Raw genomic sequence first — 12,730 nt, 5'->3', positions numbered from 1 at the left:
CCGCTGTTAGCGTGCGACGGATGAAACGTGTTACAGCATCGCTGGTCGCCGGTATCGCGGCCGCGCTCCTCGCCCCACTGCCCGTGGCCGGCGCCGACACCGGTTCGTCGTCGCTGTCCGGCGGCGGCTCGTCGTCGTTGTCGGGCAACAAGTCCGAGCTGCCGCCGTACGCGCAGTGGATCGGTGAGATCACACCCGTCGTGGCCGAGGCGAAGACCTATCTCGCCGGCCGGCTGCCCGGCGCGACCAAGCCCGCGATCGTCTTCGACATCGACAACACGACGCTCGAGACCTCCTACAACACGGGGCTGATCATCCCGGCGATCCAGCCGGTGCTCGGCCTGGCCACCTGGGCGAAGCAGAACGGTGCCGCGATCATCTTCGTCACCGGCAGGCCCGCGCTGGTCAACGCCTATTCGCAGGCGAACCTGAGCTCGGTGGGCTACCCGGTCGACGGGCTGTACGGCAGCGCGCCGACCACGCTGTCGGCGGGCAATGCCGGACTGGCCGAGTACAAGACCGCGAGCAGGGCCGATATCGAGAGCAAGGGCTACACGATCGTCGCCAATATCGGCAACAGCCCGTCGGACCTGTCCGGTGGGCACGCCGAGCGCACCTTCAAGTTCCCGGATTACAACGGCGCGCTGAACTGATCCGCGCGCGACGGCGCCGGGGAGACCGGCATTCGCTCGGCGCCGTGGCGGGGCTTCTCACGGTGCGACCGGAGTCGAGTCGCGGGGGGCGATCGCGACGAGGATGGCCGCGACCCCGATGGCGAGTGCCGCGATCGTGGCGGTCGCGGGCCAGCCGAACCACTCGACCGCGGCCGCGCCGAAGGCGGTGCCGAGGCTGCCGCCCACGAAATACACCATCATGTACGCGCTGTTGAAGCGTGCGGGCGAGGCCGGGTCGATGGCGAGCACGGTGCTCTGATTCGCGACCTGGGCGGCGAAGAGGCCGGCGTCGAACAGCGCGAGGCAGACCAGCGTCACCACGGTGCCGGTCAGGCTGGTGCCCAGGACGATCGCGGCGACACCGGCCAGGGCGAGACCGGTCAGCAGGACCCGCCGGGGGCCGACGCGATCGGTCCATCCGCCCGCGATCCGCGTCGCCGCGATGCCCGACAGCCCTGCCAGGGCGTACAGGCCGATCTGTTCCGCCGAATACGAGAACGGCGGCTCGGACAGCGCGACCGCGAGTCCGCTCCACACCGCGCAGAACGCGAAGAACCACAGCGCGCCGCGGATCGACGCGGTCCGCAGTGTGTCGTCGCGTGCCATCAGGCGGGGGAGGGAACGCAGCGTCCGGAGGTAGCCGCGATCGCTGGTGCCCCGCTCGGTCGGCAGCACGGCCAGGCAGCCGAGCGCGACGCACCCGCAGGCGGCCGCGAACGTCAGTTGCATCGCACGCCAGCCGATCTCGTCGGCGAGCCACCCGCCGACGATGCGCCCGGCCAGGATGCCTGCCGAGATCCCCGCGGTCACGATGCCGAGGATCGTCGCGCGCCGATCCGGTGACGCGAGCCGTCCCGCCACCGAACTGAGCGCGGCGCCCACCGCCGAACACGCCCCGACCACGCCGATCACCACGCCCAGCTGCCACGGTCGGCCGACCGTCGCGCTCATCGCCAATGCCGCGGCGAGCACCGCGAACTGGACCGCGAGCAGCCGCGCGGGCGAGAACCGGTCGACCAGCGGGACCAGCAGCCCGAGCCCTACCAGATACCCGACCGGCCCGCACGCCAGCGCGGTCCCCACGACCGCGATCCCCGCGCCCACCGAGTCCGCGACATCCGCGATCGCGGGTTGCAGCGGATACAGCGCCGAGGTCCCCAGCGCGGCAGCCGATGACATGAACAACACGACAGAGCCACGCAGCGGAGTTCTCGGCCTCGTGGCGACAGGTTCAGCATGCACAACGACCGACGGTAGGAAGCCGCCGAACCGGTCGCTGGCGGGATAACGACGTCACCGTCACGACCCGCCGACCAGGTGTGGTGATGCGGTGAGACCCGACAGACCACCCTCCACTGCGCCGCATCGCCCGAGCGTGCCGGAGCCTGAACCGTGCGCAGAGAGCCCCGCTCGAGCCACCGGGAGCCGCGCGGTATCGGCCTGCCACCGCCCGGCGTGACAAGGCTCGGCGGACCTGGTCAGGTGACCGGCACCCTGGCTGGAATCCGCGCTGTGCTGCCGGGGCTACGCCGCGTGGCTGCGCGCTGTTGCCTGGTCGCACCGCTGCGGCGGGCGACGCGGTGGTCAGGCGGTCGGGGCGGGCTCGTCGAGCTCGGCCGATATTTTCGCCGCTCCGCCCGTGGCCAGCCATTCCCGCAGGGTTGTGAGGCCCGGGTACAGCGCGCGCAGGGCGGGGAGGTCGGCGTGCCAGCCGCCGGTTTCGCGGATCAATCGCCAGGTGTTGCCCAGTTGGGGGCCGATCGCCTCGGCCTCGGATTCGTCGATCTCGCGGTAGTGGATCGCCCGGCCGGTGGCCTCGGCGATGGCCGCGGCGGCCGCGACCGGGGTGATCGCCTCGCTCGCCAGCTCCAGGGTCCGGCCGTGCCAGTCGGCCGGAGCGGCGAAGGCCAGCGCGGCGAAGGCGGCGATGTCGGCCAGGGCGACCATCTGGAGCGGCTGATCGGCGGGGAACAGGTGGCGGTGTTCCCCGCCCGCCCTGATGCCGTCGACCGGCGATCCCCGCAGGAGGTAGTTGTCCATGAACCGCACCGGGCGCAGCACGGTGTAGCGCAGGCCGGACGCGGCGACCGCGTCCTCGATCCGGCGTTTGCCCTCCTGGCCCCACGAGTCGGCCGAGCCGAGCGCGGCCACGCCGGTGAACACGATCTGGTCGGTGCCCGCGGCGCGCGCGGCATCGACCATGGCGACACCACGGCGGCCCTCATCGCCCGCGTTCCAGCCGCTCGGGCCGTAATCGACTGGGGGAACCAGGAATACGGCCCGGACCCCGGTGGCGGCCGCCCGCAGCGAGGCGGGATCGTCGAAATCGCCGATCGCCAGCTCGGCGCCGGCCTCGGCCAGGGCGCGGGCCGCCGGCGCGGCGGGATCGCGGACGAGGGCGCGGACCGGGTGTCCGTCGGCCAGCAGTTTCCCGGCGGTGGCGCCGCCCTGCTTGCCGGTCGCGCCGGTGATCAGAACGGGCAGTGCTGAAGTCATTGCGGATGAGCTCCGTTTCGTTCCCTATAATCGGGTCGGTCGACCCGTATTCCGGACGGTACGGGCGGGTCGCCCCGGTTGACCAGGTGTGGTGCAGGGAAGGCGTAACGAAATGTCCGTCGACAACGGCGCGGAACCGGCCATCCGGGCCGACGCCCGGCGTAACCGGGCCCTCGTGCTGGCCGCCGCGCAGCGCGCGCTCGCCGAACGCGGCACCACCGTCTCGCTGGCGGAGGTCGCCCGCCGGGCCGGCGTCGGCGCGGGCACCGTTCACCGGCACTTCCCGACCAAGACCGATCTCCTGGAGGCGGTGATGCAGCAGCGGGTCGACCGGCTCGCCGCGCTGGCCGCCGAGCACCTGGCCGATCCCGACCCCGGCGCGGCCTTCTTCGCGCTGTGCACCCACGTCATCGTGACGACGCCGGGCAACAAGGACCTCTGTGACCTGGTGCAATCCGACGACGGCTGGCCACGAGCCCTGCTTCGCGGCGCGGGTAACCGCTTCCATCGGGCGCTGGGCGCCCTGCTCGCCGCCGCCCAGCGGCAGGGCACTGTTCGCGCCGATGTCGGCGTCGCCGACGTGCTCGACATCTTCACCGGCTGCGTGGCGATCCAACGGCATCGACGCGCGGGCGAGCCGCTCGCGCCCGCTGTCGTGCTCGTCCTCGACGCCCTGCGCGCCCGCCCGGCGGGCGTCACGGAACCGGCGCCGTCAGATCGTGACGAAACGCGTCCGGGTGACGAAACTGCGCGCTGTCCCGTGTGCGCCGCACCGGTGCGCCGATCGGCCACCGGCAGGCCCGCCCGCTACTGCTCGGCAGCCTGCCGGCAGAAGGCGCACCGCAGGCGCCACCCCGTGCCTACAGCAGATCGCTGACGTCGTCCGGCACGTCCACGGCGTATTTGCGGAGGATGTCCATGGAGATGACCTCCAGGGCGTTCTCGTGCGTCGCGGCCAGCACCACCGGTGCGGCGACGCCGTCCTCGTGCGCGTGCAACCAGCGCACCGCCACCACACACCAGCGGTCGCCCGGCTGCAGGCCGGGGAAGTTGTTCTCCGGACGGGGAGTGCTGAGGTCGTTGCCGATGGATGCCTGATGCTCCAGGAATTCCGCCGTCACGACCGTGCACACGGTGTGGCTGCCGAGATCCTCCGGACCGGTGCTGCAGCAGCCGTCCCGGTAGAAGCCCGTGAGAGGATCGGTGCCGCACTCTTCCAGCGGCCCCCCAAGCACGTTTCGATCGGTCACGTCGCCGATCCTATGGGGCGAGCGCCAGAAGTTCCGCAGGACAACGAATCTGTAGTGTTTCCCCGGCGTGCCGATGCGCTCCGTCCCTCGTCACCGACCCGCCGCGCCGACGCCGCCGACGTGCCGCGATCCGCCTCCCGAATAGACTCTGCCGGGTGAGTTCGCAAGCGTGGATCCTGATCGCCGCGATCGCCGCCGTGCTGTTGGTGGCGCTCGTCGCGGGTTTCGTCCTGTACAAGCGGCGCCAGATCTCCCTGGCACCGCCCGAGCCGGACAAGGAGTTGACGGACCGGTCCGGTGGGTACACCGCGTCCGGCGGATTCAGTTTCAGTCAGGGTGGGTCGGCGCCCACGCTGCCACGACCCGAACCGGTGGGGGAGCGCACCGACGACGAGGGGCAGCCGCACGTCGGCGACGACGCCGCCGTCCCGCGCGACGCCCCCCGCCGCGGCATCACCGACGTCCCGCTGCCCGAGGCCGATGTCCAGGCCGCCGAGACCGTGGTCGTCCCGGACGACCTGAGCTCCCTGGACACCACCGCGACCGAGACCGCGCCCACCGAGACCGCGCCCACCGAGACCGCGCCCACCGAGACCGCGCCCACCGACACCGTCCCCGTCGAGACGGCACCGGCCGAGACCGAACCCACCCCGGCCGAGACCGCGCCCGCCGAACCTGTCGCCGAGGCCCCCGCCCCGACCGCGCCCGCCGAGGTCGACGCGGTCGCCGCCGCGATCGAGGAGATCGACCCCACCTCCGGCCGGCTCGAGCGCCTGCGCGGCAGGCTGTCCCGTTCACAGAACGCGGTCGGCAAGAGCCTGCTCGGTCTGCTCGGCGGTGGTGACCTCGACGAGGACTCGTGGGAGGAGGTCGAGGACACCCTGGTGCTGGCCGATATCGGCACCGCGAGCACCGCGAAGATCGTCGAGCGCCTGCGCGAGGAGATGGCCGCGCGCAGCGTGCGCACACCGGAGCAGGCCCGCGCCACCCTGCGTGACGTGCTGATCGAGGCGCTGCGCCCCGAGCTGGACCGGTCCATTCACGCGTTGCCGCACGCCGACCATCCGGCGATCCTGCTGGTCGTCGGCGTCAACGGCACCGGCAAGACCACCACCACCGGCAAGCTGGCCCGGGTGCTCGTCGCCGACGGCCGCCGGGTGCTGCTCGGCGCCGCCGACACCTTCCGCGCCGCCGCCGCCGATCAGCTACAGACCTGGGGCGAGCGGGTCGGCGCCGAGACCGTGCGTGGCAAGGAAGCCGCCGACCCGGCCGCCGTCGCCTTCGACGCGGTCACCGCCGGCATCGATCGCGGGGTCGACGCGGTCCTGATCGATACCGCGGGTCGCCTGCACACCAAGACCGGCCTGATGGACGAGCTGGGCAAGGTCAAGCGCGTCGTGGAGAAGAAGGCCGAGGTCGACGAGGTCCTGCTGGTGCTCGACTCGACCGTCGGCCAGAACGGCCTGATGCAGGCGCGGGTCTTCGCCGATGTCGTCGACATCACCGGCGTCGTGCTGACCAAGCTGGACGGCACCGCCAAGGGCGGCATCGTGTTCCAGGTGCAGCACGAGCTGGGCGTGCCGGTGAAGCTCGTCGGTCTGGGCGAGGGCGCCGACGATCTGGCGCCGTTCGAGCCCGGTGCCTTCGTCGACGCGCTGCTCGGCGGCGCCGCGTAGTCAGCCGGCGATGCCCGCCCGATCCAGCGATCGGGCGGGCATCGCTGTTTTCCAGGGGAAACGCCGTGCCCGCCTCCCCACGCGAACGCCGGGCGAACCGCACACTCGTACCGGTCTCACCGTGAGGCGACAAGTGGTGGCCAACCGCACGAAACGTGGAAGCAACACAACCGCGCTATCCGTTCACTCAGGTGAAACACCACAGCTCAACGGATGAAACACCGAGTGGCGACCCTTCTGTACAGGTCCTTTTGCCGTCATCGGCAGGGCCCGAGATGAGGAGGAACACAAGGTGGCATTTCCCGTAATCGGCGCACCCGATGCCGGTGACACTGCATGGTTGCTGACCGCGTCAGCACTCGTGCTGCTGATGACGCCGGGCTTGGCGTTTTTCTACGGCGGTATGGTCCGTGGCAAGAACGTGCTGAACATGATCATGATGAGCATCTCCGCGATGGGTCTGGTGACCATCCTGTGGTGTCTCTACGGCTTCTCAGTGGCATTCGGCGAAGACAAGGGCAACTTCTTCGGTGACCCGCTCCAGTACTTCGGCCTGAAGGGCGTGTTCGGCGGCCAGTACCTGGCCACCACCGACCCGGCGACGCCGGCGGGGATCCCGCTCGCGGGCACCATCCCGCTGTCGGTCTTCGTCGCCTTCCAGCTCATGTTCGCGATCATCACGGTCGCCCTCATCTCGGGTGCGGTCGCCGACCGCCTGAAGTTCGGTTCGTGGCTCGTCTTTGCCGGAATTTGGGCCACCATCGTCTACTTCCCCGTCGCGCACTGGGTCTTCGCCTTCGACGGCATCACCGCCGAGAACGGCGGCTGGATCGCGACCAACCTCAAGGCGATCGACTTCGCCGGTGGTACCGCTGTGCACATCAACGCCGGTGCGGCCGGTCTGGTCCTGTGCCTGATCCTCGGTAAGCGCAAGGGCTGGCCGAAGTCCCCGTTCCGTCCGCACAACCTGCCGTTCGTCATGCTCGGCGCCGGTCTGCTGTGGTTCGGCTGGTACGGCTTCAACGCGGGTTCGGCGGTCGGCTCCAACGGTATCGCCGGTGCCACCTTCCTCACCACCACCATCGCCACCGCGGCCGCGATGCTCGCCTGGCTGCTGGTGGAGAAGATCCGTGACGGTCACCCGACCTCCCTCGGCGCGGCCTCGGGCATCGTCGCCGGTCTGGTCGCGATCACCCCGGCCTGTTCCTCGGTGAACGTCGTCGGCGCGCTGGCCATCGGTGTCGTCTCCGGCGCGCTGTGCGCCCTGGCCGTCGGCCTGAAGTTCCGCTTCGGCTTCGACGACTCGCTCGACGTCGTCGGCGTCCACCTGGTCGGTGGTCTGGTCGGCACCCTGATGGTCGGCCTGGTCGCCACGGCCGAAGCTCCCGCAGCTGTCGAGGGTCTGTTCTACGGTGGTGGAGTCGAGCAGTTGAAGCTGCAGGCTGTCGGTGCCTTCACCGTCCTGGCCTACTCGCTGGTCGTGACGGCCGTGATCGCGTACGCGATCAAGTTCACCATCGGCCTGCGCGCGAGCGAGGAGTCCGAGGCGGCGGGCCTGGACGAGTCCGAGCACGCGGAAACCGCTTACGATTTCGCTGCTGTGGGTGGCACGGCACGCTCGCTCGTCAAGGAGGCATGACGAACATGAAACTGGTTACGGCAATCGTCAAACCGTTCACGCTCGAAGACGTGAAGACCGGGCTGGAGCAGGCAGGCGTGCTCGGCATGACCGTCAGCGAAGTCCAGGGATACGGCCGGCAGAAGGGCCACACCGAGGTCTACCGCGGTGCGGAGTACTCGGTGGACTTCGTTCCGAAGGTTCGTGTCGAGGTCGTCGTCGACGACGCGTCGGTCGAGAAGGTCGTCGAGGTGATCGTCGAGGCCTCGCGCACCGGGAAGATCGGTGACGGCAAGGTGTGGGTGACCCCGGTGGACACCATCATCCGGGTCCGCACCGGCGAACGCGGAAGCGACGCTCTGTAATTCGGTAGCGACGCACGGTTGTAAACGATCGAGCGGCGGCCCCGCTCCCACCGGTACGACCCGGTCGGGGCGGGGCCGCCCGCATGAATGGCGGTGGGACTGTGGCACAACAGAACGGCGGTATTCAGAACAACGGGGCGGCCGACCTGGTCAAGGCCAGAGCACAGCTGCTCGACGGGGCGGGGCCCCGAAATCCCCGGCTCGATCCGGAATCGCTGCGCGCGGCCCTGGTCGACCTGTTCGAACTGTGGCTCACCAGCAAGGGCAACGAACTGGGCATCACCGCCGACAGCGGCCTGGCCGTCGTCGCGGTCGGCGGCCTCGGCCGTCGCGAGATGCTGCCGTTCTCCGATCTGGATCTGGTGCTGCTGCACGACGACGTCGACCCGGCCGTGGTGTCGGAGGTCGCCGATCAGCTCTGGTATCCGCTGTGGGACGCCCACATCAAGCTCGATCACAGTGTCCGCACCGTGCCGCAGGCGCTGCGGGTGGCCGCCGACGACATGGTCGCCGCGCTCGGCCTGCTCGAGGCCCGCCACATCGTCGGTGACGAGGACCTGTCCAATCTGCTCATCGGCGGAGTGCGCCGGGAGTGGCGGACCGGCATCCGGTCCCGCTTCGACGAACTGATCGCCCAGACCACCGCGCGCTGGCAGCGCAGCGGCGAGATCGCTCACCGCGCCGAGCCCGACCTCAAGAACGGCCGGGGCGGCCTGCGCGATATCCAGCTGCTCGACGCGCTTGCCATCGCCCAGCTGACCGACGCCATGCCGGGGCTGGGCCCCGAGGTCCCCGGCGGCGGCCTGAAGCAGGCCCATCGCAGGCTGCTCGACGTGCGCACCGAACTGCACCGCGTCGCCGGTCGCGCCCGCGACCAGCTGCGCGCCCAGGACGCCGACGAGATCGGCGCCGCGCTACGCATCGGCGATCGGTTCGATCTGGCCCGCACGCTGAGCGATTCGGCCCGCACGGTGAGCTACTCGACCGATGTCGGCCTGCGCACCGCGGCCAACGCGCTGCCGCGCCGCGGCCTGGCCAGGCTGCGCCGGATGCCGGTGCGCCGACCACTCGATGAGGGGGTGGTCGAGCATTCCGGCGAGGTGGTGCTGGCCAGGGACGCGCGGCCACAGCGCGATCCCGGCCTGATCCTGCGGGTCGCCGCCGCCTCGGCGCAGACCGGGCTGCCGATGTCGGCGACCACGCTCAACCGGCTCTCCGAGGACGCGCCGGAACTGCGCGAGCCGTGGCCCAAGGACGCGCTCAACGACCTGCTGGTCCTGCTCGGCGCCGGCCGCGGCAGCATCGACGCGGTCGAGGCGCTGGATCGAACCGGCCTGTGGGGCAGGCTGTTCCCCGAGTGGGGCGCGGTCCGTGACCTGCCGCCGCGCGACGCCCTGCACACCTGGACCGTCGACCGGCACCTGATGGAGACCGTCGCCTACGCGGGCGCGCTCAGCACCAGGGTGGCCCGGCCGGATCTGCTCGCGCTCGGCGCGCTGCTGCACGACATCGGCAAGGGCCGGGCGGGTGATCACAGCGTCGTCGGCGCCGAACTGGCCACCCACATCGGCCGCAGGCTCGGCCTGTGGCCCTCGGACGTGCGCACGCTCAGCGCGATCGTGCGCCACCATCTGCTGCTGCCCGACACCGCGACCCGGCGTGACCTGGCCGATCCGGAGACCGTCCGGTTCGTCGCCGACGCGCTCGGCGGTGACGTCGGTCTGCTCGAACTGCTGCACGCGCTCGCCGAGGCCGACTCGATGGCCACCGGCCCCGGTGTCTGGGGTGACTGGAAGGCCTCGCTCATCGGTGACCTGGTGCGGCGCTGCAAGCTGGTGATGGCGGGGGAGCCGCTGCCGCAGCCGGAACCGATCGACCCGGAGCTGCTGGAGAAGGCGCGGGCGGGCGGCGTGCACGTCACCCTCACACCGGGCGAGGGCAAGCACACCTACCTGGTGAACGTCATCGCGCCCGACGAGCCCGGCCTGCTCTCCGACGCCGCGGGTGTGCTGGCCCTGCACTCGCTGCGGGTGCTGTCGGCCTCGCTCGGCAGCGCGGGGGAGTCGGCGATCAACACCTTCGTGGTGACGCCGAAGTTCGGTGACCCACCGGACGCGGGCCTGCTGCGCCAGGAGCTGATCCGGGCCACCACCGGCGCGCTGAACCTGCCCGAGGTGCTCGCCAAGCGCGAGGCCGAGGCGGTCGCCGCCGGACCGGGCCGCTATGCCCGCGCTCAGCCGCGGATGATCTGGTCGGCCACCAGCACGCCGGGACTGGTGATTCTCGAACTGCGCGCCGAAGACCGGGTGGGCCTGCTCAGCAGGTTGGCGGGCACCTTCGCCACGGCTGGGGTGAATGTCCGCTGGGCCAAGGTCGTCACGATGGGGTCGGCCGTGGTCGACGCCTTCTGTCTCGATCTGGGTGACGCCGACAGCCCGCAGCTGCGTGACCGCATCGAGAAGGCGGTCCTGGACGTGGTGCCGCTCCCGGCGCCCCCGCCGCCCGCGGAGGCGAGCGCCGACTGAGACAGTCAGGACACGGTTTCACCACCGATTGCTATCAGGTTGCCCGTCAACGGTCGGCGTTGCCCGATCAGTCGAGATCAGACCTATAGCATTCGAGAGGTCTGGCTGTCACTCGTTCGAGGGGAGCAGATCCGTGGCTATCGAAGTCGTTTCCGCATCGATGATGACCAGTGACGCGACCACGCATATCGCGCGCTGCGTCGGCGGTGACCTGTGGGTGGTTTCGTGGCTACCGGGGCGCACACTCACCGGCGCCCAGGCCCTGGCGGCGATGACCATCGCCTCCACGACCGCCCGGCACGTCGACAGTCCCGATGCCGAGTGGGCGCGGATCGAGGCGCTCTCGCGTGAACTGGGTCTCACCGGGCGGGAGGCGGTGTACCTGGTGAACATCGAAAACCACGAATTGCGGCGCACCGCGCCACCGCACGTGCGGCACCGGGAATAACACCCATTACCCTGGGAGGGCAATAGACGTCCCTTTCAGATCAGGAGCGCGATCGGTGTTCGAATCCCTGTCCGACCGGCTTACCGGTGCACTGCAGGATCTGCGCGGTAAGGGGCGTCTGTCACCGGCCGACATCGACGCCACGGCGCGCGAGATCCGCCTCGCCCTCCTGGAAGCCGACGTCGCGCTGCCCGTGGTGCGCGGCTTCATCGCCAACGTCAAGGAACGCGCCAAGGGCGCCGAGGTCTCCGCGGCGCTGAACCCGGCGCAGCAGGTCGTCAAGATCGTCAACGAGGAGCTCGTCGGCATCCTCGGCGGGGAGACCCGCAGGCTCAATCTCGCCAAGAATCCGCCGACGGTCATCATGCTGGCCGGCTTGCAGGGTGCCGGTAAGACCACCCTCGCCGGCAAGCTCGCCAAATGGCTCAAGGGCCAGGGTCATCAGCCGCTGCTGGTCGCCTGTGACCTCCAGCGTCCCGGCGCGGTCACCCAGCTGCAGGTCGTCGGTGAGCGCGCGGGCGTGCCCGTGTTCGCCCCGCATCCCGGCACCTCCGTGGGCGGCGGCGAGAACCCGCTCGGCATCTCCGCGGCCGACCCGGTCGGCGTCGCCCGCGCCGGTGTCGAGGAGGCCAAGGCCAAGCAGCACGACGTGGTCATCGTCGACACCGCGGGCCGTCTCGGTATCGACGCCGAGCTGATGCGCCAGGCCGCGGGCATCCGCGACGCCGTGCAGCCCGACGAGACCCTGTTCGTGCTCGACGCGATGATCGGTCAGGACGCGGTCAGCACCGCCGAGGCGTTCCGCGACGGTGTCGGCTTCACCGGTGTCGTGCTCACCAAGCTCGACGGCGACGCGCGCGGTGGTGCCGCGCTGTCGGTCCGCAACGTGACCGGTTCGCCGATCATGTTCGCCTCCACCGGTGAGAAGCTCGAGGACTTCGACGTCTTCCACCCGGACCGGATGGCCTCGCGCATTCTCGGCATGGGTGACGTGCTCACCCTGATCGAGCAGGCCGAGCAGGTCTACGACGCCCAGCAGGCCGAGGAGACCGCCCGCAAGATCGGCAGCGGCGAGCTCACCCTCGAGGACTTCCTCGATCAAATGCTGGCCATCCGCAAGATGGGCCCGATCGGCAACCTGCTCGGCATGCTGCCGGGCGCCGGTCAGATGAAGGACGTGCTCGCCCAGGTCGACGACAAGCAGCTCGACCGCGTGCAGGCCATCATCCGCGGCATGACCCCCGCCGAGCGCGACAACCCGAAGATCATCAACGCCTCCCGCCGCCTGCGCATCGCCAACGGCTCGGGCGTGCAGGTCTCCGAGGTCAACCAGCTCGTCGACCGCTTCTTCGAGGCCAAGAAGATGATGGCCATGATGGGCCGTCAGATGGGCCTGCCCGGCGCGCGCCGCGGCAACAACAAGAAGGGCAAGAAGGGCAAGAAGGGTGGTCGCGGCCCGACCCCGCCGAAGATGCGCGGTGGTTTCCCCGGTATGCCCGCCGGGATGCCCGGTCTGCCGCCGGGCATGGACCTGTCGCAGATGCCGCCCGGCCTGGACCAGCTGCCGCCCGGTCTGGAAGGTATCGACCTGTCGCAGCTGAAGTTCCCCAAGAACTGAGCTGTGTAATTCGAGCGCTGGTGCGCTCGAGTCGCGGCCCCTTCTGTCCCGCCGATCGGC

General features: G+C 70.4%; 11 protein-coding genes. 8 read left to right on the top strand and 3 right to left on the bottom strand.

From position 1 onward, the window contains the following. Window positions 1-20: 20 nt before the first annotated feature. The gene (locus ACIO52_RS27265) at window positions 21-653 is read left to right on the top strand and encodes an HAD family acid phosphatase (protein WP_402647857.1); all 633 of its coding nucleotides are present in this window, start codon (window positions 21-23) and stop codon (window positions 651-653) included. Between the two features lie 57 nt (window positions 654-710). Here ACIO52_RS27265 and ACIO52_RS27260 read toward each other — a convergent pair whose 3' ends face one another. Both ACIO52_RS27260 and ACIO52_RS27255 read right to left on the bottom strand, forming a co-directional pair. After that, window positions 711-1,853, bottom strand: coding sequence for an MFS transporter (locus ACIO52_RS27260; RefSeq protein WP_402647854.1), 1,143 nt, complete (start codon window positions 1,851-1,853; stop codon window positions 711-713). A gap of 405 nt (window positions 1,854-2,258) precedes the next feature. Next, the gene (locus tag ACIO52_RS27255) at window positions 2,259-3,170 is read right to left on the bottom strand and encodes an NmrA family NAD(P)-binding protein (protein ID WP_402647851.1); all 912 of its coding nucleotides are present in this window, start codon (window positions 3,168-3,170) and stop codon (window positions 2,259-2,261) included. 112 nt (window positions 3,171-3,282) lie between these two features. Here ACIO52_RS27255 and ACIO52_RS27250 point away from each other — a divergent pair, with 112 nt between their 5' ends. Beyond that, entirely contained in the window at window positions 3,283-4,047 is a 765-nt protein-coding gene (locus tag ACIO52_RS27250) for a TetR/AcrR family transcriptional regulator (protein ID WP_402647848.1), read from the top strand. On the opposite strand, the gene ACIO52_RS27245 is transcribed toward ACIO52_RS27250, so the two are convergent. Further along, complete coding sequence (locus ACIO52_RS27245; RefSeq protein WP_019048221.1) at window positions 4,031-4,420, bottom strand: DUF2237 family protein; 390 nt, start codon at window positions 4,418-4,420, stop codon at window positions 4,031-4,033. The two genes, ACIO52_RS27250 and ACIO52_RS27245, sit on opposite strands and share 17 nt — an antisense overlap. A gap of 155 nt (window positions 4,421-4,575) precedes the next feature. On the opposite strand from ACIO52_RS27245, the gene ftsY reads away from it, so the two are divergent. From ftsY to ffh, 6 genes are all read left to right on the top strand, one after another. Next, window positions 4,576-6,096 (top strand): signal recognition particle-docking protein FtsY, encoded by a 1,521-nt coding sequence (gene ftsY / locus ACIO52_RS27240; protein WP_402647845.1) that lies wholly within the window; start codon window positions 4,576-4,578, stop codon window positions 6,094-6,096. A 292-nt stretch (window positions 6,097-6,388) separates the two neighbouring features. Further along, entirely contained in the window at window positions 6,389-7,735 is a 1,347-nt protein-coding gene (locus ACIO52_RS27235; protein ID WP_218716821.1) for an ammonium transporter, read from the top strand. Between the two features lie 5 nt (window positions 7,736-7,740). Beyond that, window positions 7,741-8,079 carry a P-II family nitrogen regulator gene (locus ACIO52_RS27230; RefSeq protein WP_110036141.1) on the top strand — a complete coding sequence of 113 codons (339 nt, stop codon included), beginning with the start codon at window positions 7,741-7,743 and terminating at the stop codon, window positions 8,077-8,079. Between the two features lie 83 nt (window positions 8,080-8,162). Further along, entirely contained in the window at window positions 8,163-10,604 is a 2,442-nt protein-coding gene (locus ACIO52_RS27225; protein ID WP_402647841.1) for a [protein-PII] uridylyltransferase, read from the top strand. A gap of 133 nt (window positions 10,605-10,737) precedes the next feature. Next, window positions 10,738-11,052 (top strand): hypothetical protein, encoded by a 315-nt coding sequence (locus ACIO52_RS27220; protein WP_308248378.1) that lies wholly within the window; start codon window positions 10,738-10,740, stop codon window positions 11,050-11,052. 55 nt (window positions 11,053-11,107) lie between these two features. Further along, a complete protein-coding gene (ffh, locus tag ACIO52_RS27215; RefSeq protein WP_218716823.1) occupies window positions 11,108-12,670 on the top strand; it encodes a signal recognition particle protein in 1,563 nt (520 codons plus the stop codon). Window positions 12,671-12,730: the final 60 nt, after the last annotated feature.

The sequence above is a fragment of the Nocardia sp. NPDC087230 genome (assembly GCF_044744725.1).
Lineage (GTDB): Bacteria > Actinomycetota > Actinomycetes > Mycobacteriales > Mycobacteriaceae > Nocardia > Nocardia canadensis.
This window is presented reverse-complemented; position numbering and strand designations above follow the sequence as displayed.

Bases quoted from the DNA above. Each gene is read 5' to 3' on its own strand.
- ACIO52_RS27265 (WP_402647857.1), top strand. From the start codon at position 21: ATGAAACGTGTTACAGCATCGCTGGTCGCCGGTATCGCGGCCGCGCTC.
- ACIO52_RS27260 (WP_402647854.1), bottom strand. From the start codon at position 1,853: ATGTCATCGGCTGCCGCGCTGGGGACCTCGGCGCTGTATCCGCTGCAA.
- ACIO52_RS27255 (WP_402647851.1), bottom strand. From the start codon at position 3,170: ATGACTTCAGCACTGCCCGTTCTGATCACCGGCGCGACCGGCAAGCAG.
- ACIO52_RS27250 (WP_402647848.1), top strand. From the start codon at position 3,283: ATGTCCGTCGACAACGGCGCGGAACCGGCCATCCGGGCCGACGCCCGG.
- ACIO52_RS27230 (WP_110036141.1), top strand. From the start codon at position 7,741: ATGAAACTGGTTACGGCAATCGTCAAACCGTTCACGCTCGAAGACGTG.
- ACIO52_RS27225 (WP_402647841.1), top strand. From the start codon at position 8,163: ATGAATGGCGGTGGGACTGTGGCACAACAGAACGGCGGTATTCAGAAC.